General features: G+C 46.7%; 21 protein-coding genes and 2 pseudogenes. 20 read left to right on the top strand and 3 right to left on the bottom strand.

From position 1 onward, the window contains the following. Positions 1-16 precede the first annotated feature (16 nt). From ACL9RM_RS22170 to ACL9RM_RS22155, 4 genes are all read left to right on the top strand, one after another. Positions 17-568 (top strand): DUF2062 domain-containing protein, encoded by a 552-nt coding sequence (locus ACL9RM_RS22170; protein ID WP_061830376.1) that lies wholly within the window; start codon positions 17-19, stop codon positions 566-568. 102 nt (positions 569-670) lie between these two features. Then, a complete protein-coding gene (locus ACL9RM_RS22165) occupies positions 671-1,024 on the top strand; it encodes a hypothetical protein (RefSeq protein WP_250268159.1) in 354 nt (117 codons plus the stop codon). Between the two features lie 90 nt (positions 1,025-1,114). After that, a complete protein-coding gene (locus ACL9RM_RS22160; RefSeq protein WP_414126559.1) occupies positions 1,115-3,790 on the top strand; it encodes a YhgE/Pip family protein in 2,676 nt (891 codons plus the stop codon). Between the two features lie 402 nt (positions 3,791-4,192). After that, entirely contained in the window at positions 4,193-5,167 is a 975-nt protein-coding gene (locus ACL9RM_RS22155) for an aldo/keto reductase (protein ID WP_165175499.1), read from the top strand. 186 nt (positions 5,168-5,353) lie between these two features. On the opposite strand, the pseudogene ACL9RM_RS22150 reads toward ACL9RM_RS22155, so the two are convergent. Continuing rightward, positions 5,354-5,547 (bottom strand): annotated as a pseudogene (locus ACL9RM_RS22150) (multidrug resistance efflux transporter family protein); the annotation flags it as partial. A gap of 133 nt (positions 5,548-5,680) precedes the next feature. Between ACL9RM_RS22150 and ACL9RM_RS22145 the strand changes: the two are divergent. After that, complete coding sequence (locus ACL9RM_RS22145; RefSeq protein WP_250268161.1) at positions 5,681-6,868, top strand: GTP-binding protein; 1,188 nt, start codon at positions 5,681-5,683, stop codon at positions 6,866-6,868. A gap of 5 nt (positions 6,869-6,873) precedes the next feature. Here the strand turns inward: ACL9RM_RS22145 and ACL9RM_RS22140 are convergent. Next, positions 6,874-7,699: pseudogene (locus ACL9RM_RS22140) on the bottom strand (LysR family transcriptional regulator). Positions 7,700-7,867: 168 nt separating this feature from the next. Between ACL9RM_RS22140 and ACL9RM_RS22135 the strand changes: the two are divergent. The 5 genes from ACL9RM_RS22135 (at position 7,868) to ACL9RM_RS22115 (ending at position 12,119) form a co-directional block, all read left to right on the top strand. Next, positions 7,868-8,197, top strand: a complete 330-nt coding sequence (locus tag ACL9RM_RS22135; RefSeq protein WP_250268162.1) for an antibiotic biosynthesis monooxygenase family protein — start codon at positions 7,868-7,870, stop codon at positions 8,195-8,197. A 235-nt stretch (positions 8,198-8,432) separates the two neighbouring features. Further along, positions 8,433-9,452, top strand: coding sequence for an ATP-binding cassette domain-containing protein (locus tag ACL9RM_RS22130; RefSeq protein WP_250268163.1), 1,020 nt, complete (start codon positions 8,433-8,435; stop codon positions 9,450-9,452). Further along, positions 9,449-10,264, top strand: coding sequence for an ABC transporter permease (locus tag ACL9RM_RS22125; RefSeq protein WP_061830363.1), 816 nt, complete (start codon positions 9,449-9,451; stop codon positions 10,262-10,264). Before ACL9RM_RS22130 ends, ACL9RM_RS22125 begins: the two co-directional genes overlap by 4 nt. Positions 10,265-10,326: 62 nt before the next feature. After that, positions 10,327-11,001: a response regulator transcription factor gene (locus ACL9RM_RS22120; RefSeq protein WP_250268164.1), complete on the top strand. Its 675-nt coding sequence runs from the start codon at positions 10,327-10,329 to the stop codon at positions 10,999-11,001. Then, the gene (locus tag ACL9RM_RS22115; RefSeq protein WP_250268165.1) at positions 10,998-12,119 is read left to right on the top strand and encodes a sensor histidine kinase; all 1,122 of its coding nucleotides are present in this window, start codon (positions 10,998-11,000) and stop codon (positions 12,117-12,119) included. Before ACL9RM_RS22120 ends, ACL9RM_RS22115 begins: the two co-directional genes overlap by 4 nt. An 84-nt stretch (positions 12,120-12,203) precedes the next feature. Here ACL9RM_RS22115 and ACL9RM_RS22110 read toward each other — a convergent pair whose 3' ends face one another. After that, positions 12,204-13,073: a DUF421 domain-containing protein gene (locus ACL9RM_RS22110; protein ID WP_069291788.1), complete on the bottom strand. Its 870-nt coding sequence runs from the start codon at positions 13,071-13,073 to the stop codon at positions 12,204-12,206. 271 nt (positions 13,074-13,344) lie between these two features. Here ACL9RM_RS22110 and ACL9RM_RS22105 point away from each other — a divergent pair, with 271 nt between their 5' ends. From ACL9RM_RS22105 to ACL9RM_RS22060, 10 genes are all read left to right on the top strand, one after another. Beyond that, positions 13,345-13,614, top strand: coding sequence for a glutaredoxin family protein (locus ACL9RM_RS22105; RefSeq protein WP_013310066.1), 270 nt, complete (start codon positions 13,345-13,347; stop codon positions 13,612-13,614). Positions 13,615-13,655: 41 nt separating this feature from the next. Next, the gene (locus ACL9RM_RS22100) at positions 13,656-14,996 is read left to right on the top strand and encodes an LLM class flavin-dependent oxidoreductase (protein ID WP_013310067.1); all 1,341 of its coding nucleotides are present in this window, start codon (positions 13,656-13,658) and stop codon (positions 14,994-14,996) included. Positions 14,997-15,013: 17 nt separating this feature from the next. Continuing rightward, a complete protein-coding gene (ssuE, locus tag ACL9RM_RS22095; RefSeq protein ID WP_029519116.1) occupies positions 15,014-15,544 on the top strand; it encodes an NADPH-dependent FMN reductase in 531 nt (176 codons plus the stop codon). A gap of 107 nt (positions 15,545-15,651) precedes the next feature. After that, positions 15,652-16,542, top strand: coding sequence for a LysR family transcriptional regulator (locus ACL9RM_RS22090; protein ID WP_250268166.1), 891 nt, complete (start codon positions 15,652-15,654; stop codon positions 16,540-16,542). Positions 16,543-16,702: 160 nt separating this feature from the next. Next, the gene (locus ACL9RM_RS22085) at positions 16,703-17,554 is read left to right on the top strand and encodes a transporter substrate-binding domain-containing protein (protein WP_250268167.1); all 852 of its coding nucleotides are present in this window, start codon (positions 16,703-16,705) and stop codon (positions 17,552-17,554) included. A gap of 76 nt (positions 17,555-17,630) precedes the next feature. Beyond that, a complete protein-coding gene (locus tag ACL9RM_RS22080) occupies positions 17,631-18,410 on the top strand; it encodes an amino acid ABC transporter permease (protein WP_023988355.1) in 780 nt (259 codons plus the stop codon). Further along, the gene (locus tag ACL9RM_RS22075) at positions 18,407-19,117 is read left to right on the top strand and encodes an amino acid ABC transporter permease (RefSeq protein WP_061830372.1); all 711 of its coding nucleotides are present in this window, start codon (positions 18,407-18,409) and stop codon (positions 19,115-19,117) included. The genes ACL9RM_RS22080 and ACL9RM_RS22075 overlap by 4 nt, the downstream gene beginning before the upstream one ends. Beyond that, positions 19,114-19,866 carry an amino acid ABC transporter ATP-binding protein gene (locus tag ACL9RM_RS22070; RefSeq protein WP_025722945.1) on the top strand — a complete coding sequence of 251 codons (753 nt, stop codon included), beginning with the start codon at positions 19,114-19,116 and terminating at the stop codon, positions 19,864-19,866. Before ACL9RM_RS22075 ends, ACL9RM_RS22070 begins: the two co-directional genes overlap by 4 nt. Positions 19,867-19,881: 15 nt before the next feature. Further along, positions 19,882-20,898, top strand: coding sequence for an LLM class flavin-dependent oxidoreductase (locus ACL9RM_RS22065; RefSeq protein ID WP_250268168.1), 1,017 nt, complete (start codon positions 19,882-19,884; stop codon positions 20,896-20,898). 56 nt (positions 20,899-20,954) lie between these two features. Then, positions 20,955-22,112, top strand: a complete 1,158-nt coding sequence (locus tag ACL9RM_RS22060) for an amidohydrolase (RefSeq protein ID WP_250268169.1) — start codon at positions 20,955-20,957, stop codon at positions 22,110-22,112. The last annotated feature ends 75 nt before the right edge of the window (positions 22,113-22,187 follow it).

Genomic DNA, 22,187 nt, shown 5'->3' with positions numbered 1-22,187 from the left:
GAAGAAGAAGTATAATATGTTTCAAAATATATGGCGTGCGATTCGGCTGAATTTCATCAAGCTGTTGCGCGCCCCTGGTGGAGTTAAAAAGATTTCTTTGGGCTTCGCCATTGGCTTTGCGTTGGAGATGATCGTGATTTCCACGGCTTCTCTGGTATACCTTGTTTTTTATCCGATTGTTCGTCTCTCTGGCGGCTCGCTGCCTGCGGCCATTGTGGGTAACGTTGTAGGTAAGCTGACCTTTTTGCCAATTGTACTGATGCCATTCGCCAAGCAAGTGGGAGCTTGGATTTATCCAACTCATTATCCGGTACATGTCAGGGGTGGACGACTTCACGAGCATTCTTTTATGGAGCTGTTTCACGGCAACTGGTCTGTATTCAGAGACTTGCTGCACGGAGGCTTGCACATCCTGATCGGCATGTCGATTTTCGGTGTGGTGCTGGGCATTATCTCGTATTTTGTCATACAGGTTCTGTATAATCGTTCGCTGCACAAACGGTTGGAAAAGCGGAAGTTGCGTCATGGTGCAGCATTTTCGGCGGCCAGACTGCTGAAGAATGGATAACTATGCATAAGAAAGAAGCTCCTTGAGCCTATAAATTAGGCCTAAGGGGCTTCTTTGAGTTAGGACAAAAATCTCAATTGAGATGTCAGGAGGAATCGACCCTTGAAAAAATGGAGTTCTGTCACTGCAACAGTTGCGGCAATATCCATGCTTTTGGGAACGGCTCCAGTTCCAGTTCCAGTTGCATGGGCACAGCAGCCCACCGCTGCCATAGCTCAAAACGCACAAACTTCTGTTAACTTGGACCCAACCACCACTAAGCATTTAACAGATGTGCTGAACACATTAGCGGGGAAACAAACGATAGAGTTTACAAGTGCAGACACCTCTTTTGACGCTTGGACGGTAAACGGTACTTTGGCTATGCCCGCGAAGGAGTTCAAATTTAAGCAGATTGATTTTATTGAAAAGCGTATGATCTCTATAAGTGTCATACGCTTTTTACATATTTTGTAACAGGATTGGCTTCATTCGCTCGAATCGTTTACAATACGTGTGCATACAACAATGGACGACAGGTTAATGTACATACGAGGAGTGATGAAGTTGCGGAAGATATGGCAAATCTACTTAACAGACTGGAGAAATGTATTCAAAGTATCGACCGGGACTTTATTAGTCATTGGCATCATTCTTTTGCCTTCCGTCTATGCATGGGTGAATTTGAAAGCGATGTGGGATCCGTATGCGAATACATCTGGGATTAAAATTGCAGTAACCAGCCAAGATCAGGGTGCAGAAGTGAATGGTAAAAAGATTAATATCGGCGATGAGGTTTTGCATAACCTTCAAAATAACAAGAAGCTGGGTTGGACTTTTGTCAATGAAGCGAAAGCACGAAAAGGTGTGTTGAATGGTGATTATTATGCCAGCCTGCTGATCCCGAAAGATTTTTCAGAGAAAATTACAAGTGTGCTGACGGAAAATCCGCAAAAGCCGGAAATTGATTACGCCGTAAATGAAAAAATTAATGCAGTAGCTCCGAAAATTACATCTTCGGGGGCAACCTCTCTGACAAACCAAATTAGCCAAAACTTTATTGAAACTGCCAGCCAGGCAGTATTGACGAAGTTGAAGGAAGCCGGAGTCAAGTTGGAGGAGGAGCTCCCGACGATTCGTAACATTGAGAACCGGGTGTTGGAGCTGAATAATCGATTGCCGGATATCGAAAGGTTGGGCAAACAGGCATTGGAACTGGAGCAAAATTTGCCGAAAATAAAGGCACAGGGACAAAAGATCATTGCATTGAAGGAGAAAATTCCTGAAATTAACCGTGCCGGTGACCTGGTGCTCAAAATTGACAAAAACATGCCTGAGCTGGACAAGGTAGCCACTGTTATTTTGGATATCCAAAAAAGACTACCTGATATTCAAAAGGCCGGTAATCGAATTGTTGAACTGGATCAAAATTTCAGCAAGGTAGAAAGCGCACTGGCCACCGCCCTAGAGGACACGCAAACGGCTCTTAAAGTTATTAATGCTGCCCAGAAGGCACTGCCAGAAGTACAGAAAATAGCGGACACAGGCAAAGACTTTACAACCGGTTTACTTGAATTTCTGGACAAAAATGAGGGTGCGCTTGATTCGATTGGTACAGTAGTTAAAGAAGACTTACAGCTGGTACAACAAATCGCGAATGAAGTTTCTCAGATTACAGACATCATTCGTGGTGTGGATTTTGATCCTAAAGCAGCACAAGCTGCGGTGAATCGTGTCAGCGGTAGGCTGACAACTGCCGTGGGGGTGCTGGATCATATTTCTCAATTGCTGAACCGTGTGAACGGATACTTGCCAAGTCAACCTCTGGATTCACTTATTTCCCGTGTGAGCGGGGTGGAGGATCGTTTCCGTCGTCTGAATAGCACAGTAACTAGCATCGGGGATGCCATTCAGCGCGGTGAAAAGCCTGCGCAAAATCTGCTGGATGACACTGATCGCCTGGCAGGAGAAATCAGTAGCGAAATTGACAGCATTTTGGGCAATTATGATACGGAGTATGCACCCGCCATTCAAAAGGCGCTGGATCAGATCAAATCCGTTGCCCGCAATTCTGCCAATGTGCTGACTACAGCTCAAGAGCAGCTACCGAATATTGAAAAGCTATTGAATGACGCACAGGCTGCAGCAGAATTCGGTCAGCAAGAGCTAACACGTCTCCAGCAGGATCTGCCACAATACCGTCAAAAACTGCATGAAGCGGCGACGACGATTCAGGGACGTATGGGCGAGTTTACGAATGCTGTGAACAAAGCGGCAGACTTCGTAAATAACGATTTGCCGGCGGTTAAAAATAAAATTCATCAGGCAGCAGATTTTGTGCGTAATGATTTGCCCAAAGCGGAACAACAGTTTGTCAAAATGGCTGATTTAATTGAAAATAAATTTCCTGAAGCTGAAAAAGCGGTACACCAAGTAGCCAATTTTGTAAGGACCGATCTTCCAGCTGCCGAGGATTCCATACGCCAGGCTGCAGACACAATTCGCAAGCTTAAGGGCGAAAATGCGCTCGGACGCGCTATTGCATTGCTCAAGGGGGATGTGAAAAAGGAAAGTGATTTTCTCGGCAGTCCGGTATCGTTGAAGCAGGAACGGATATACCCAATCCCCAACTATGGTTCGGCGATGTCACCTTTTTACACTACATTGTCGATTTGGGTGGGTGCGATGCTACTGGTCTCGATGTTTAGGGTAGATGTGGATGACCCGGAAGGACAATTTAAAAGTTACCAAGTGTATTTCGGACGGCTTATGACATTCTCCACGATTGGTATTTTTCAGGCGCTGAGCGTATCTCTCGGTGACTTGTTCCTGCTCGGGGCGTATGTGGATGCCAAAGTAGCTTTTGTACTGTCCTCTATGCTGATCAGTCTGGTGTTTACGGCGATGACCTATACACTAGTTTCTGTGTTCGGCAATATCGGCAAGGGACTGGCAGTCATCCTACTGGTGCTTCAATTCTCCAGTTCAGGAGGGACATTCCCGATTGCGACGAGTACACCGTTCTTTCAGGCGCTGAATCCGTTTGTACCATTCACCTATGCGGTTAGTCTGTTACGAGAGACAGTAGGGGGGATGTTGCTTTCAACGGTGACACGGGATGTGGTGATGCTGTTTGTATTTATCGGTGTTTGCTTCCTGTTTGGATTGGTGTTTAAGAAGCCGCTCAGCAAGCATACGAAAAAAATGGCCGAGCGAGCAAAAGAAACGAAATTGATTCCTTGATTGTAAAAAAAAGAATGAGTTACGGTGGTTGAAGTGAGCCGCTCCGCGAAGGGTTTGATCTTACTATCGCTGTTGCCACGGGATTCTTTGGATTAGATAGACATGAAAAGGTAAGAATCCCGTGGCAAAGGCGAACGCTTCGCTTCTCCAGATTCAAATTCTCCGCTCCGCTGGTAACCATCGTAAAGTCACTTCTTTTAATATTTGGCGGGTAGTATAAGGGGAGATGGCCTCGCGCTTGCTGCTTCGGCGGTGCGTGGGGCTTTTTTGCATGCGCTATCCCTTTAAATTGATTTTGAGGTGTTTCAAAGGAATTTGATTTGGTGAATAAACGAAGTATGGTCTTTTTTGGCATGTCATTTTGCGGAATTTTAAAATCCTTAAGCAAAGGCGGGAGATAGTATGGAGTATTCATACTTAGGAAAGTCAGGCTTGAAGGTTAGTCGGTTATGTCTGGGCACGATGAATTTCGGACCGGAAACCGAAGAAAAGGATGCGTTTAAAATTATGGATGCCGCACTGGATGCAGGCATTAACTTTTTTGATACAGCTAATGTATATGGCCATGATCGTAAAGGTTGGACAGAGGAAATTATCGGACGTTGGTTCCAGCAGGGCGGCGGAAGACGCGAGAAAGTCGTGTTGGCAACGAAGGTATACGGAGATATGAAAAATGAACATGACGGACCCAATGCAGGATCAGGCTTGTCTGCTTACAAAATTCGCCGTCATTTGGACGCGTCGCTGAAACGTCTTCAAACCGACCATGTAGAGCTATATCAAATGCATCACATTGACCGTAATGTGTCATGGGATGAACTATGGGGCGTATTCGAGTCCGTGGTGGATCGCGGACAGGTTGATTATATCGGTTCTAGTAATTTTGCAGGCTGGCATATTGCGGTGGCGCAGGCCGAAGCGAAGGCACGACGTTTTCTGGGGCTTGTATCCGAGCAGCATTTGTATAACCTGAACGAACGTTCCGCTGAGCTTGAAGTATTACCGGCAGCTCAGGAGCTGGGTCTGGGTGTGATTCCATGGAGCCCGCTGGCGGGCGGACTGCTGGGACGGAATGCGTTAGCAGGTACTGGTTCTCGCAGCGCACGCGCCAAAGAAAAGGTGGAGCAGAATCGTGCGAAGCTGGAGCAATTTGCAGCATTGTCCCGCGATCTGGGTGAAAAGGAAGACGTGATTGCATTGGCTTGGGTACTGTCCCATCCGGCCGTAACGGCTCCGATTATCGGACCACGGACCTTAGAACAGTTAGAGGATGCTCTACGGGTACCTGAGGTCAAATTGAGCGAAGATGTGCTTGCCAAGCTGAATGAGATTTTCCCCGGTCCGGGAAAACCTGCCCCAGAAGCCTACGCTTGGTAATCATACTTCGTACTCGTCATAAAGCATCATTCTTTGTGAGAAATAATCGGCAAAAAGCAGCAGATCAGGAGCTTCCTCTTTGATCTGCTGCTTTTTTTCTGATGCCTGATCCACACTTGAACGACCATGGCAAGAATAAATATACGCTAAACGGGATCTATTTTTTTAGATATTATTTGCTGAGTGGATCACCCCTGAAAACACAGCCACCAAGGCGAACTGTACCGTCTTTTCCTTACTTGGCATTTCCGCGCTGAAAACTCCATATAACGAAAGCAATAACCAGAAGGGGAAGCTGGCCAATGTCATCCCGAGCACACATTGATAGGCATCAGTCGTCCCGCACAGGCTTCCATCATTTTACGATTACCTAATGGATAGATCATTCATTTCAAGAGTCTCTTCACAGTTGACAAGGCAAAAGGGATGCTGTATATTACTGAAAGTTGATGTTAATAGTAATTATTACGATTTAAAAAATGAAAAGCTAATATTCAAGGGAGCGTACCAGCGATGAATAAGAAACCAATACCGGTAACCGTGTTGAGCGGATATTTGGGTGCAGGAAAAACAACGATTTTGAATCATGTATTAAACAATCGGGACGGAATGAAAGTGGCAGTCATCGTCAATGACATGAGTGAAGTGAATATAGATGCCGAGCTGGTTAAAAAAGAGGGCGGCTTGTCCAGAACAGAAGAAAAACTGGTCCAGTTGTCTAATGGTTGTATTTGCTGCACATTGCGTGAAGATTTATTACTGGAGGTCAAGAAGCTGACGGAACAAGGCGAGTTTGATTATATTTTAATCGAATCTACAGGCATCAGTGAACCTGTGCCAATTGCTCAAACCTTTACGTACGCCGATGAAGGAACTGGAATTGATTTGGCTTCGCTGGCAAAACTGGATTGCATGGTGACCGTTGTTGATGCGAACCGTTTCTGGCATGATTTTGAATCAGGAGAAACGCTACTGGATCGTAGGCAGGCTACTGGTGAAGACGACACGCGTGATATCTCGGACTTGCTGATTGACCAGATTGAAGCCTGTGATGTATTGATTTTGAATAAGTGCGATCTGGTTCAGCCTGTGGAGCTAGACAAGCTGGAGGGTGTGCTGCGGAGATTACAGCCTGAAGCCCGAATCATTCGAACTTCTAAGGGAAAGGTCGCTCCTTCGGACATTTTGAATACAGGGCTGTTCAATTTTGACAAAGCTAGTCAATCCGCTGGATGGATTCGGGAGCTGGAGCTTGAAAGCCATACACCGGAAACAGACGAATATGGGATCAATTCCTTTGTATATCGCCGTAGAAGACCATTTCATCCTGCGAGATTGGCTGAATTTATGAGCTACTGGCCGGAGGAGGTCGTTCGCGCCAAAGGTTTGGCCTGGATTGCAACCCCGCAGGATTGGGCAGCGAGTATTAGCCAGGCAGGACCATCTATTCAATTTGGCCCTGCGGGAAGCTGGCTTGCTTCGTTATCTGAAGAAGAACGGCAGGAGATCGTGGCAGCCGATCCTGAGGCTCTGGACCATTGGGATGAACAATGGGGCGACCGCATGAACGAAATCGTCATGATAGGAATCGGAATGAATCGACCGGACTTGGAAGAAGAGCTAGATGAATGCCTACTGAACGATAACGAAATGGATATGGACTGGTCCAGTTTTGAGAATCCGCTTCCTTGGCCGACATGATGAAGCTAGTTGATCCATTCAGTAATAAAGTCCATACATTTTTTAGCGGCTGGAGAAACATTTTTTAAGGAAGCGGTAGCGATACCGATAGTACGGGAATGCCTTTCGTCCAAAGGTCGAATAGAGATGTCGTAAGGAATGTGAGACAGGATCATTTCAGGAAGAATACTCACGCCTAGGCCATTCTGCACCATAGCCATAATCGCATGGTCATCTTCTAATTCATATTTGATTTTAGGTGACATATTATGCTGTGAAAAAATATTTCTTACATCCGTGTCACAGCCTGCAACAGGCATAATGAAAGGCTCATCTCTGAGCTGTTCTACTCGAATTGAGGCTTGCTTTCCAAGAATATGATCGGAAGGAAAGTAGACAAAGCATGCTTTCTTCTTTTAATGGCAATGCCTCTAATGCGTCTAACGTGGGTAGGTTCACAAAGCCGAAATCAGCTTCCCCACTGACTATCCAGCTCTCAATTTCATGGTAGTTCCCATCGAGCAGTTTTATCTCAATAAGAGGAAACTGCTCATTGAATTTTTTTAGAATACGGGGCAGCCAATGAATAGAGACGCTTGAAAATGTGCCGATCTTTACGGTTCCGATTTCCAATCCTTTAATTAAAGCTACCTCTTGGTAGAGCTTTTCGTCCATTTGTACAATCTCTCTAAATCGCTTCATTAATCTTTCCCCGTTATTGGTCAATCGGATGCCTGAACGACCTCGGATCAGAAGAGTCAGCCCTAGTTCATGTTCCAATCCAGAGATCGCATGGCTGATTGCTGATTGTGTAAGATTTAAAACTTCCCCGGCCTTTGTGAAACCTCCCATTTCAACTACGCAAAGAAAAATTTTATATTTAAACAAATTCGTGTTCACTCCTATTTTTTATGAAATATATTCATGTATCATATCTGATATATTCATTTTTTTTATTTAATATTTATGATTATAATCAAATTAAAGAAAGGTTATTTAATTTTGTTTTAGGAGGGTCATATGAATTCAATTGCTAAAACTCCTCGTCCGCCCTATTATGCGGCTATCTTTACTTCTGAACGTACGGAAGGAGATAGCGGGTACGGAGTAATGGGAGACAAAATGGTGGAACTGGCTGCCCAACAGCCAGGTTTTCTAGGTGTGGAAAGTGTTCGTGACCACAATGGAGTAGGCATTACAGTTTCCTATTGGGAGTCTCTGGACGCTATAAAAAATTGGAAACATAACGAGCTGCACAAGGTAGCGCAGGAAAAAGGGAAATCCGAGTGGTATAAAACATTTGGTTTAAGAGTGAGCAAGGTAGAACGAGATTATTTTTTTACAGTGTAAATAGGTTCAATATCCAAGTTAGTGCTTAGCATGAAGCCGAATCTTGAAATAAAGGTTTTCCATTATTCATTAAAAGGACATCCATGAGATGAAGCCAAAGAAGTCCCATATAGGGACTTCTTTGGCTTCTCTGTCAGAAAGAAATTATCATCAATTTTGGAAACCGTAAACGGTTCTATTCATATTCAGTTCATAAACGTGGGTTATCCTCTCTATAGAAACCGTATAGGAGGATATGAATGTGGATTATACAGACAGAAAAGAGACCTTGGCCATTGAAGCAAGGGGACTCGTTAAAGCTTTTGGTGATAAGCATGCAGTTGACGGTGTCGATTTGAATGTACGTGCTGGCACGATCTACGGGGTGCTCGGTCCTAATGGAGCAGGCAAAACGACTACCATCCGAATGCTGTCAACATTATTGCGACCTGATAGGGGATCGGCCCGTATCTTCGGGCACGATGCAGTAAAGGAACCGCAGGTTGTGCGTCAATTGATCGGGGTGACAGGCCAGTACGCATCGGTCGATGAGTCGCTTAGCGCTACCGAGAACCTGATCATCTTCTCCAGGCTACTTGGACTGGGACGTGCCGAGGCGCGTCATAAGGCAGCGGAGCTGCTGGAGGAATTTGGCTTGGCCGAAGCGGCCAAACGACCGCTAAAGCATTTCTCGGGAGGTATGCGCCGCCGGCTGGATTTGGCCGCAAGTCTCATTGCCAAGCCGCCGCTAATCTTCTTGGATGAGCCGACCACCGGATTAGACCCGCGCACGCGTGTCCAGATGTGGGACACGATCCGGCGTCTGGTCAAGACCGGTTCCACCGTACTGCTCACAACCCAGTACCTCGACGAGGCGGATCAACTTGCTGACCGAATCGCGGTGATCGATCATGGTCGGGTAGTCGCTGAGGGTACGGTGGATGAACTGAAAGCGGCAGTAGGAGCGTCGACTCTGCAACTCAAAGTGCAAAATCAACAGGACATTGAGAGAGCTGTTCAGATCGTTGAACAGGTGCTTTCAGTCAAGTCCAGCGTGTCAATGGAAGCTGGAAAGATTATTTCTCCGATGGCCAATGCAGATCGGGTAACGGACCTGCTGATTGCCCTCCGTACTGGAGAGATTCGCCTAGCAGAGATGAGTGTGCAAAAGCCGACGCTTGACGAGGTGTTTTTGTCCATCACTGGTCATGGAGCACAAGTAAACAAGCAGCAGACGTCCCAAGGAGCGCATGCTATGGAGGGGGCGAGAGCATGAAGAGTACTACTGTTATGACAGGTACTGATCGCACATTGAAGAAGTCTGTGAGTTTCAGGCAAGCGTTCTCCAATTCTATGACGATGGCCTACCGAGGCATTCTGAAGATCCGGCATACTCCCGAGCAATTGTTTGATGTCACGCTCCAGCCGATCATTTTTACCCTTATGTTTACCTATATCTTTGGCGGCGCCATCTCAGGAGACGTGCAGCATTATTTGCCGGTTATTATTCCAGGCATCCTCGTGCAGACTGTGATCTCGACCTCCGTCGTTACCGGCGTCCAACTACGTGAGGATATGGACAAAGGAGTGTTCGACAGGTTCAAGTCACTCCCAATCGCACGTATTGCGCCTTTGGCTGGAGCTCTTCTAGCTGACAGTATCCGGTATACTATTGCAACTGTACTTACCTTCGCCATGGGGTATATTTTGGGGTATCAGCCAGGGGGAGGACTGCTGAGTGTAGCTATCGCCGCGCTTCTGGTCATTGTGTGTTCCTGGGCAGTCAGCTGGATTTTTGCCTTCTTTGGCGTGATTGCCCGCACTGCTTCTAGTGTACAGGGCATCTCCATGATTGTTCTGTTTCCGCTCACTTTTGTTTCCAACGCATTTGTGCCTGTCGGCACAATGCCTGGTTGGCTGCAGTGGTTTGTGAACGCCAACCCGATTTCACATCTTGTGAACGCAGTCAGAGAGCTTGCGAATACGGGAACGATTGGCGGGGAACTGGCGATCTCCCTACTTGGCGCTACAGTCATTGTAGCGATCTTCGCGCCGCTTACGGTGCGTGCTTATATGCGTAAAGCATAAGATGGCAGTCTTCTTGACGAGGACGAGAGATTTAAGGCAGAGTTAGTTAGGGGGGGATTGAAATGACGCGTGTATTGGTCGTTGATGATGATCCGCATATTCGTGAACTGGTCGGACACTTTTTGAGAATGGAAGGTCTGGAGGTAGTCGAGGCGGTGGATGGTTTGGACGCGATGCGCATTTTTGATCAAATCAAGGTCGATTTGCTTGTTCTTGATATCATGATGCCGGGAATGGATGGTTGGGAGCTGTGTCGTAAGCTGCGAGAGCAAACCGACCTGCCGCTGCTTATGCTTACAGCTAAAGGCGAGACGTCACAGATCGTGAAAGGTTTCGCGCTCGGAACGGACGACTATCTTGTCAAGCCATTCGACCCCATGGTGCTTGTCGCACGTGTGAAGGCTTTATTAAAACGTTATTGTATCATGGCTTCAAAATCAGTAACTGTCGGAGATCTTGTCCTGCGCAGCGATACATTTGAGTGTCGGGCTGGAGAGAAGGAGATTACCCTGCCGCTCAAAGAATTTGAGCTGCTCTTCAAGCTGGCCAGCTATCCTGGCAAAACCTTTACCCGCGACCAGCTGATCGAACAGATCTGGGGTTATGATTATGAGGGAGACGAAAGAACGGTTGATGTCCATATCAAACGCCTTCGGGAACGATTTCCGGAGGCAAGCCACTCCTTCCGGATCAGTACGATCCGGGGATTGGGTTATCGGCTGGAGGTACGGCAATGAAGAGGGAACCGGGGTTACTCCATATTCTTGCGAGAGTCCTGCTGGTAGTATTGGTGCTATATCTTAGCTGGGCTACCGCGTACTTTATTATGGAGGCGATCTATTCGCACATGTCATGGGCTCCCCATGGTTTGTTCGTCTTTCTTATGAATACGACGCTAGGCTTTTTCTTCTTCGGTATTATCAGTATGACGGTAAGGCGTTTCTTCCAGCCTAGAGAACAGCACGCTTTTACCGAAATGATCGATGCTTTAAAACGTATTTCGCAAGGAGACTTTCACATTAACCTGGATTGGGACCTCGGCGGGCGGAACGGAAAACATCGGAGGCCGCATCCTTATGTACAGTTGGTGGACAGCATCAATGATATGGCTGCAAATCTGAAGGCTATGGAAAAGCTACGGGAGGAGTTTATTTCGAACGTATCCCATGAAATCGGCTCACCGCTGACCTCGATAATCGGATTCGCCAAAGCGCTCAAGGACGAGAATCTGAATCGTGAGCAGCGAGATCGGTATTTGACGATCATCGAGACGGAGTGTATTCGTCTATCCAAGCTAAGCGATAATCTCATGAAGTTGGCGATTCTGGATTCGGAGCGGCATCCGTTTCGTCCGTCCCTTTATCGGCTGGACAAGCAGCTGATTTCGCTTATTCTCGCCTGCGAACCGCAATGGGAGGCTAAAAAAATCGAGATGACTGTTGAGGTGGATATAGTTGAGGTCAACGCAGACGAGGATCTGATGGGCCAGGTTTGGGTGAATCTTCTTCACAATGCCATTAAATTTACACCGCAGGGTGGAAGCATATCTGTTTCTCTTTCAAGTAACGGTGATCAGGCGGTTATCTGCATTGCGGATACGGGACAGGGCATCAACGAACAGGATCAGCAGCGCATTTTTGAACGATTTTATAAAGCAGACCAGTCACGGGCCCGAACTGCAGGAGGCAGTGGCTTGGGACTGTCCATTGCTTATAAAATAACAGAGATGCATACTGGCTCTATCTCTGTATCCAGCAAGGTGGGAGAAGGAACGGTATTTACAGTTATGCTGCCGCTGCGCCAGAAAGTAATGAAAGGCAGCAACTGTGAAATGTACACCGGCACAGTAAGTTAAAAAGGAGCGTCTTCAAAGCCATAAACGGCTGAAGGATGCTCCTTTTTAGTTCCGCTTCTACTCTTATGGCATATGCGTATGTGCTCAGGACTTAGATGTATTTACCGGCTGCATCTCCTGTATAGCTTCTTTCAAGCTTTGTGAGCATTGCTCATATAGCTGTTTTCTTTGTTGCTCACTGGAACCAGATGCGAGTTTTTGCAACTCCGTTGTGCATTGTTCCAGCAAAGTCAGCACGGCTTGATTCGAATCCTGCACCTTGCTTAGCTGTACATTATCACTATATTGGTCAATGTACAGTTCCCCTTGTGGGTCCACCTGTGCGAAAAACACATCTTTGACCGTTAGGCTCTTTTCCTTTAGCTTAGCATCCAGCCATTGTTGCGTAATTCCCATGTATGCCATTTGCTGCTCCATAACTTGTCCATCCATAATAATGGCTGTTGGTTCCTTCTCCGGCAGCTGCAGCATATTGAGATCTTTAAGCGTCACTGCCTGCTTGTCTTTGGTCAGCAGCACGTTGATCGCACCACTGGTCTCCATAATGGCAAATTCTACGTCTGCTACCTTGAATGCATTTTTGCTCCGCAACTGTTCCATGAGTTCATCCAAGGTAAGCCGCTCCTTTTTCATATTATCCTCTAAAATTTTGCCGTCTTTGATCAGGATTGTCGTCTTTCCATCTGTTATATCTCTGATTTTCTTGCTTTTAATTTGCAAAAATTCAATGCCAAGTGTTGTCAGTACCCATACTGACAAGGCTATGAGGCCTAGGTACCAGGTGGATTCACGCTCCATAGGAATGGTAGCAGCCAGGTTACCTATCGTGATTCCTGTTATATATTCGAACAAGGAAAGCTGGGATACCTGACGTTTTCCAAGAATTTTGGTGATTAAAAATAATATAGCGACAGCCATTAATGTGCGTATAGCAACCTCGGCCCAATCCTGCATTTGCTCAACCTCATTTCATTTCGCCACAAGGGCGCTACTATTCCAAGGATATCCGCGTCAAGGCACATTTAAACTCCAATTCCCCTAAATTTTAATAACCAAGCTGCCAATAAGCGATGAAATACGATATAAAATTAAAATTTTCTATCGATGAATTATCATTCTCTATTGAACAAACGATTGACGGAAAGGAGGGGGGAGGATACATTATAAATATAATTCTTATTTAATTCATCGGAATTATAAACATTAAGCTCACGGAGGTATGTATATGTCGTCCAAACCTAAAGTTGTATTGTGGAGCAAAACCGGCTGTCATTTTTGTGGAGAGATCAAATCGTACCTGGAATCCCAAAATCAGCCGTATGAAAATATCCAAGTGGACGGAAATGATGCGCTGCGTGACGTGCTGGAGACCAAATATGGTATTCGTTATGTCCCTGTCGTCGAGGTAGGCGGCGATAACAAATATGAAGCACTGCTCAACCCAAATCTGGAAGAGTTGGGTAAAGTGCTGGAAAGTTACAATCAAGTGGTATAAGCCGACGGGAAATCATTATTTTCAAGAGAGGTGGAAGAGTTATGGCTAAGAATAGACAAATTAAATTTGGTGCGATTATTCACGGTGTTGGGGGAAGCATGACGACTTGGCGTCACCCTGAAGTACCTGCGGATGCGAGTGTTAACTTTGAATTTTATAAAACGCAGGCGCAAAAGGCAGAGGAAGGGAAGTTTGACCTCGTATTTATCGCAGATGGCCTGTTCATTAACGAAAAATCCATTCCCCACTTTCTGAACCGTTTTGAACCAATTACGATTTTGTCCGCTTTGGCTGGGGTGACGAAGCATATCGGACTGGTCGGCACACTGTCGACTTCCTATAGCGAACCGTTCACGGTAGCACGCCAGTTTTCTTCCATTGATCATATAAGCGGAGGTCGTGCAGGCTGGAATGTGGTGACTTCCCCGCTGGAAGGCTCTGCCCTTAACTTTAGTAAAGGCGAGCACCCGTCGCATCCGCAGCGCTATAAAATTGCAGAGGAATATTTACAGGTTACCAAAGGACTGTGGGACTCGTGGGAAGAGGATGCGTTCGTTCGTGATAAGGAAGCCGGCGTATTCTTTGATCCTGAAAAGCTGCATACATTGAATCATAAAGGCGAGTTTTTCTCTGTGCAGGGTCCGCTGAACATTGGACGATCCAAGCAGGGACAGCCGGTTATTTTCCAGGCAGGTTCCTCGGAGGATGGCAAAAACCTGGCCGCCAAGGAAGCGGATGCTGTATTTACAGGACATGAAACGTTAGAGGAAGCGCAGCAGTTTTATCGTGATGTGAAAGAACGTGCGGTACGTTATGGTAGATCCGAAGAGGATATTGTCATTTTGCCGGGCATTTCGCCGATTATTGGCAGCACGACGGAGGAAGCAGAACGTAAGTATGAAGAGATCACGAATCTGGTGACGATTGAGGCTGCGTTAAAATATTTGGGACGTTTCTTCGATCATCATGATTTCTCACAATATCCGCTGGATGAGCCATTCCCTGAGCTTGATGGTATTGGCAGCAATGCGTTCCGCAGCGGTACAGATAAAATTAAACGAGTAGCCAAGGAACAAAATTTGACCTTACGCGAGGTTGCATTGCGTTCAGCTACACCGAGAACCTCTTTTATCGGAACCGCTGAGCAAGTAGCGGATCGAGTGCAGGAGTGGTTCGAAAGAAAAGGGGCAGACGGATTCATTATTGGTTCTGATGTGCCATCGGGTCTGCATGACTTCGTCAATCTGGTTGTGCCTATTTTGCAGGAACGCGGTATTTACCGTCAGGATTATGAATTTAGCACACTACGTGAAAACCTGGGCGTGCCTATTCCTGAGAACCGCTATACAGCAGCCAGATCCAAAGTGAAGGTTGACGCATAACAGAAGGAGGGAAAAATATGTCCAAGGTTGTCATCCTATCAGGCAGTCCGTCTACACAATCCCGTTTATACGGCTTGATTAACTATACAACGGAGCAGTTGCAGCAGGCTGGAGCGGAGGTCACATTACTGAATGTGGTCGACTTGCCAGCGGAGGATCTGGTCACAGCTAACTTTAACAGCCCCGACGTCACAGCATCACTTGCATTGATTGCAGCAGCGGATGCCGTTATTGTGGCTTCTCCAGTCTATAAGGCGTCCTATTCAGGGCTATTGAAAATATTCCTGGATTTGGTTCCGCAGGAGGGGCTAAGAGGGAAACCAGTCTTGCCTTTATTTATCGGAGGTACACTGGCTCACCTGCTGGTCATTGACTATGCCTTGAAGCCGGTTATTAATGCACTGGGCGGAAGACATATTCTTGGCGGGGTGTATGCAGTGGATCAGTGGGTCGAACGTCTGCCAGATGGAGCATACGGGTTGTCGGAAGAATTGGTTGCACGGTTGGAACGTTCTGTTAAAGAACTAAATGAGCTATTAAAATTATAAATATTTTCAATATTTCCATTGACAGGTCGTTCAGTGAGTTTTATGATACAAAAAACCAAGTTAACTTATTGGATAAATGTATATAAAACTTACTGGGGGACTTGCGTATGAATATCGAGAATATGGAAGCCTTTGTATACGTGAATCATTATGGGAGCTTTAATAAGGCTGCAGAAGCCTTGTTCTTGTCCCAGCCCTCTGTTACAGCCCGGATTCAGACGCTAGAGCGCGAGCTAGAATGCAAGTTGTTCGACCGCCAAAGCAAGCAAACGGTTCTGACGGAGGATGGACGAAAGTTTCTTCCTTATGCGGAGCAGATGCTTCAGGTGCTGCAAAAAGGGAAACAAAAGCTCCAACAGCGTAAGAAAGCCCCTCAGCAAATTCGAATTGGTTGCACGATATTGGTGTCGAACTACATCATTCCTGAAATATTAAAGCAGCTTCGTGCCCGTTATCCAGAGGTTAACTACAAAATTGTGACGGCTACGACGGATCAACTGGTACATAAACTGTTGAACCGTGAGGTAGACATTAGTTTTGTCCGTAAAGTGATGCATCCGGCTATCCGTACGCTTGCTTTTTATGAAGATCCGATTTCCCTGTATGTATACGACGGCCATCCGTTTATGAAGACAGGAAAGGCCAGCATACAGGATATTCAACGTGAAACACTGGTGTTTTTCGAATGCGGATCACTAGATTGGATGAGAATTCATCGCGCTTTTGAATCACTGGAGCAGCCACCGGACATTGCTTTTCAGGTAGACAATGTGGTCACGGCCAAAAAGCTGGTATTGGAAGCAGCGGGTATTGCCTTTTTGCCGGATGTCTGTGTGAACCGTGAAGTAAAAGATCAGAAACTGTTCCGTGTCCATGTTCCAGAGGTAGCTGGGGTGTCGATGCAGATTAGCATAATAGCGACCAAAGAAGACTGTGCAGTGACCTCGGATTTTGCAGATGCACTGACAGAAGGTTTCCGGGGTGCTGTTTTGTTATAGAAAAGTTCTATGGCTTGATGGATTGACGTATAGGTTTCCAGGTGTTAAATTAATCACATCCTAAAACCAATTAAACTTATAGGAATTATTAATTATTGGATGTTGTAGCTACCATGTATGTCGCAAACTGCTGATATACAAAGAGATGAGGGGGATTCATATGAAAAAGTGGTTTGCAATATTGTCTGTTATGGCAATCATCCTGGTGTTGGCAGGCTGCGGTTCCTCAGATAACGCGTCTAGCGCGTCAGGTTCAAGCGGAGACGTGAAGAAAATTATCGTAGGCACAGGTACTCAATTCAAAAATGTATGCTTTATTGACGAAAACGGAAATTTAACAGGTTTTGATGTGGAGCTGATTAAGGAGCTGGACAAGCGCCTGCCTCAATACAAATTTGAATTCAAAACGATGGACTTTGGAAATTTGCTGCTAAGTCTCGATGCCGGCAAGATTGATCTGGTATCGCATCAAATGGAAAAAAACCCGGAGCGCGAGGCCAAGTATCTGTTCAACAAAAATCCGTATAGCATTTTTCTGAACAGAGTCGCTGTAGCGAAGGATAACAATACCATTCATTCAATTGATGATTTGAAAGGGAAAAAGGTACTCACCAGCCCAACCAGTAATGCGGCGTATGTGCTGAAAGAGTATAACAAAACCCACGGAGATGCCCTAAATATCGTTTATACGAGTGGTGCAGCCAATGATACGGTGCAACAAATTACGAGCGGCCGTATAGATGCTACCGTTACGACAGACTTTGCGAACCGTTTTAACACCGATGAAAAAGGAGAAGTAGCTCTGAAAACCGTTGGTGATCCTTTGACTCAATCGGATGTATTGTATGTACTGAACAAAAATGAGCAAGGGTTGGCGGATGACCTCGACAAAGCCATTCAGGAAGTGAAGGACGACGGTACGCTGTCGAAGCTGAGCATTAAATGGCTTGGAGAGGATTTCACTAAGTCTCTGGAAGATGTGAAGAAGGAAGGTAGCAGCAGTAAGAAGTAAGGATAGACGTGGACATTTCAGCGGTCAGGGTACTCTATGTATTCTGGCCGCTGATGTATAGAAAGGAGGCAGGCATATGAGCAGAGAGTTCAATATTGACTATGTTTTTAGCTTTATCCCGAAAATGCTGTCTTACTTACACATCACCTTGTTTATTGTGGCAAGCTCGCTTGTATTGGGGCTTATCATTGGTCTGTTGGTTGCGCTGCCTCGCATGTATAACATTCCATTTCTCAAACGTGTTTCTCAAGTGTATGTTTCCTTTTTTCGCGGAACACCTATTCTAATCCAATTGTTTCTGGTGTATTACGGCCTGCCGGAGCTACTAAAGCTGGTGGATATCAATTCCTCCAGATGGGATGTGCTGTGGTTTGCCGTAGCAACCTACGCGCTCAATAGTGGAGCCTTTATTTCCGAAATTATCAGGTCAGGAGTAGAGGCTGTAGATCGGGGACAAATCGAGGCTGCACAGTCCGTCGGCATGTCAGGCTATCAGACCTTTACACGTATCATTATGCCGCAAGCGCTGGCTGTCGTGGTTCCGGTATTTTCCAATCTGGTGATTGGCAATCTGAAGGATACTTCGCTGGCATTTACGATCGGAGCGATGGAGATGACAGGGAAATCACAGACATTAGGGTCGGCTACCCAACATTTTGTTGAAACCTATATCGCGTTATCCCTTATCTATCTGGTGATCAGTCTGATTTTACAAAAATTGTTCAAGGTGCTGGAAAATACGCTTCTCCGGCATGAGCATCGGGATGCAGTGCAGAAAGAACCCGAAAAACGAAAAAGCTTTGTGGTGCGTTACCTGAGAAGTCCCCGTCTTAGTAAAGGAGGTAAAGGCATATGAGTCTGGATTTTGGCTTTATATATACTGCCTTTTTAGGGTTGTTCTCCGCGTTGCCCAACACCTTAATTATTACGGTGGTTTCCGTACTGGCAGGGTTGGTCATCGGTATTATAACGGCGCTGGCGCGAATCTATAAGGTTCCTGTGTTGTCCCAGATTTCTCACGGTTACGTTACCTTTATCCGTGGCACACCGATGCTGATGCATTTGCTGCTTATTTATTTCAGTTTGCCTTTGTTGATTGATGCGGGAGCGAAGCATTTCGGCTGGCCGCTGCAATCCAAAGATGTTCCTTATATGGTATTTGCACTCATTTCGTTTTCCATTACCAGTGGCGCATATATGTCTGAGGTCGTCCGTTCTGGAATTCAATCGGTCAACAAGGGACAAATCGAGGCGGCTTATGCCGTCGGTATGACGACGTGGCAAGTGCTAAGACGGATTGTATTTCCGCAGGCGTTCGTGGTGAGTTTGCCAAACCTGACGAATTCCGTTATTGGGATGCTTCATGGCTCTACCTTGGCCTTCACGGTTTCGGTCACAGAAATCCAGGCACAGGCTGAGATTCTGGCATCTACCAACTGGAAATATTTAGAGGTATATATTGCAGCTGCACTGCTATTTTGGGGCTTGACGGTACTGATTGAACGAATATCCGGCTTGGTGGAGAAAAAAATCAATGTGTTTAATGGAGGTCGAGCATCATGATCCGTCTGCAAAATATTACGAAGTCGTTCGGCAAACATGAAGTGCTCAAAGGCATTGATTTGACCGTGAACAAAGGCGAGGTCGTCGTTATTTTAGGCCCGAGCGGTTCAGGTAAAACGACTCTGCTACGCTGCATTAATTATCTGGAAAAGCCGAATGATGGGGAAGTTAGCATTGGCGATTTTACAGTGAACTGCAAGCGACCTGCGAAGAAGGATGTTTTGGCTCTACGTCAAAAGACAGCTATGGTTTTCCAGCAATACAATTTGTTCAAGCATAAAACAGCACTGGAAAATGTCATGGAAGGACTTGTCGTTGTCCGCAAGGTCAAGCAGGAGGAAGCGAAAAAAATCAGCATTGAAGTGCTGGAAAAGGTCGGTCTGGGTGAAAAGCTGAATCATTATCCAAGCCAGCTGTCTGGCGGGCAGCAGCAGCGTGTCGGCATAGCACGTGCTTTGGCGCTGAACCCGGAAGTGATTTTGTTCGATGAGCCGACTTCGGCGCTGGACCCTGAATTGGTGGGTGAGGTGCTGTCGGTGATCCGCAAGATTGCAAAGGAAGGCATTACGATGATTGTCGTTACACATGAAATGGGCTTTGCGCGCGATGTTTCAAATCATGTGGTATTTATGGATGGCGGTCATATTATCGAGGAAGGCACACCGGACGACATTTTTAACCACCCCAAAGAGGAACGTACCAAACAATTTCTGAAACGGATTACACCGGAATATAACTATTCAATTTAGACGGGAGAGGGAGACATGAGTATTAAAATCGGAGTATTGGATCAAAGCCCTATACACGAGGGGGAAACGGCAGCGCAGGCCCTTCGTAATACGATTAAGCTAGCACAGCGTGTAGAGGAATTGGGATTTACGCGCTTCTGGGTATCAGAGCATCACGATTCCGAGCAGGTTGCAGGCTCTTCGCCAGAGGTACTCATTTCCCATTTGCTGGCACGCACTGAGCGTATTAAAGTCGGTTCTGGTGGAGTGATGCTTCAGCATTACAGCCCTTATAAAGTAGCTGAAAACTTTAATGTGCTGTCCTCTCTTGCACCGGGTCGCGTAGATTTGGGAATCGGACGCGCACCGGGCGGGTTGCCGAAATCCACACAGGCGTTACAACGAAACATTCATGATGCGCCTTCTCTCGAAGAAAAAATTGATGAAGTAAGTCGCTATATTCATAATATTCCGTCTGAAGAAGGACCGTTAGCCGGGTTACAGGCGAACCCGATTCCAGAAATACCAGCGGATATTTACGTTTTGGGTACAAGTACAGACAGTGCTGGAATTGCTGCGCGCTTGGGGTTGCCCTACGTTTTCTCGCAATTTATCAATAGTAATGAGCAGGTTGCATTGGAATCATTCCGTACGTATCGGGCGTCTTTCGATTATAGTTATGGACGTGAGCCGAAAGCTCTTTTTGCGCTTTCAGTCATCGTAGCGGACACTTCCGAGGAAGCTGCGGAGTTAGCAGGTGAGCACAAGCTGTACAAAATTCATCTGACCAGTGGCAAGACGGCTACGGTGGGCACGCTGGAAAGTGCAGAAGAGTTTGGCAAGCAATCGGGTGAAGAATATACAATTGAAGCTACACAAGCGCAAATTAACAAAGGAAATAAAGACGAAATCTATGCTGTGCTGACGGAAATTCAAGCGAAGTATCAGGCCGATGAGCTGATCGTTACGACAGGAATAAGAGATATACACAAGCGTGTGCGCTCGTTCGAGTTGTTGCATGAAGCTTTTGCCGGATTGCCTGTGCAGTCCTAGATGTTGTTGGTCTGAGAGAATTATAACTATTTTGGGTTCACGAAGGAGGAATAGGGATGAGTGGATCAACCGGGACGAAGGAGCAGATTTTGGAGCAGAAGTTGGTGGACATTCGCCGCCATCTGCATCGAAATCCCGAGCTATCTAACGAGGAGGTTGAAACTACCGCCTTTATCCGCCGTCTGCTGGAAGAACAGAACATAACCATTCTGGATGTGCCGCTGCGTACCGGATTAGTTGCGGAAATCGGAGGACAGCAGGAGGGACCAACTGTCGCGCTTCGTGCAGACATTGATGCGTTGCCCATTCAGGAGGAGACGGGATTGCCTTACGCTTCAGTGCATCCCGGCAAGATGCATGCCTGTGGGCATGATTTTCATACCGCATCCCTGTTAGGAGCAGCCATACTCTTGAAGCAGCGGGAGCAGGAGCTGAAAGGCACGGTTCGGCTGGTGTTCCAGCCAGCCGAGGAAAAGGCCAAAGGCGCTGCCCAAGTGCTGGACAGCGGTGCGTTGGCAGGGGTGCAGGCCATATTTGGCCTGCATAACAAGCCGGACCTGCCCGTAGGCACGGTCGGCATCAAAGAAGGTCCGCTAATGGCAGCGGCAGATGGTTTTTACATCGAGGTGGAGGGTCTGAGCACACATGCGGCAGTGCCGCATGCAGGGATTGACCCCATCGTGGTATCGTCACATATCATTACGGCGCTGCAATCCATTGTGAGTCGGAGCGTTAATCCGCTGGATAGCGCGGTCATTAGCGTCACGAAGCTGCACAGTGGCAACGCCTGGAACATCATTCCAGACCGTGCCCATTTGGACGGAACCATTCGCACATTTGACGAGAATGTTCGCGCCCAGGTGACTGAGCGCTTTGAACAGGTCGTAAAAGGCGTTGCCGATGCTTTCGGCACGAAAGCGACCATCCGCTGGATCGAGGGTCCTCCGCCTGTGCTGAACGACGGTAAGTTGGCCGCCATCGCGGAGGAGGCGGCAGAAGCGGTCGGTCTGGACGTAGTTCGTCCCATACCATCCTCGGCCAGTGAGGATTTTGGGTTTTATCAGAAGAACATCCCCGGTGTATTTGTCTTTGTCGGCACTGCGGGAAGCCAGGAATGGCATCATCCTGCCTTTGATCTGGACGAACGCGCGTTGCCCGGAACAGCGAAGCTACTGGCTTCACTGGCAGATTCGGCATTGATATCCATAGAGTAGGAGTGCGAGCCTAGTCTATGGATACTGATCCCCTCCTTGTAGAGGGGATATTTTTGTTTGACGATATATCATTCC

The sequence above is a fragment of the Paenibacillus sp. S29 genome (assembly GCF_049319765.1).
Lineage (GTDB): Bacteria > Bacillota > Bacilli > Paenibacillales > Paenibacillaceae > Paenibacillus > Paenibacillus polymyxa_B.
Note: the sequence above shows the minus strand (reverse complement) of the source record. Positions and strands in the feature narration are given on the sequence as shown.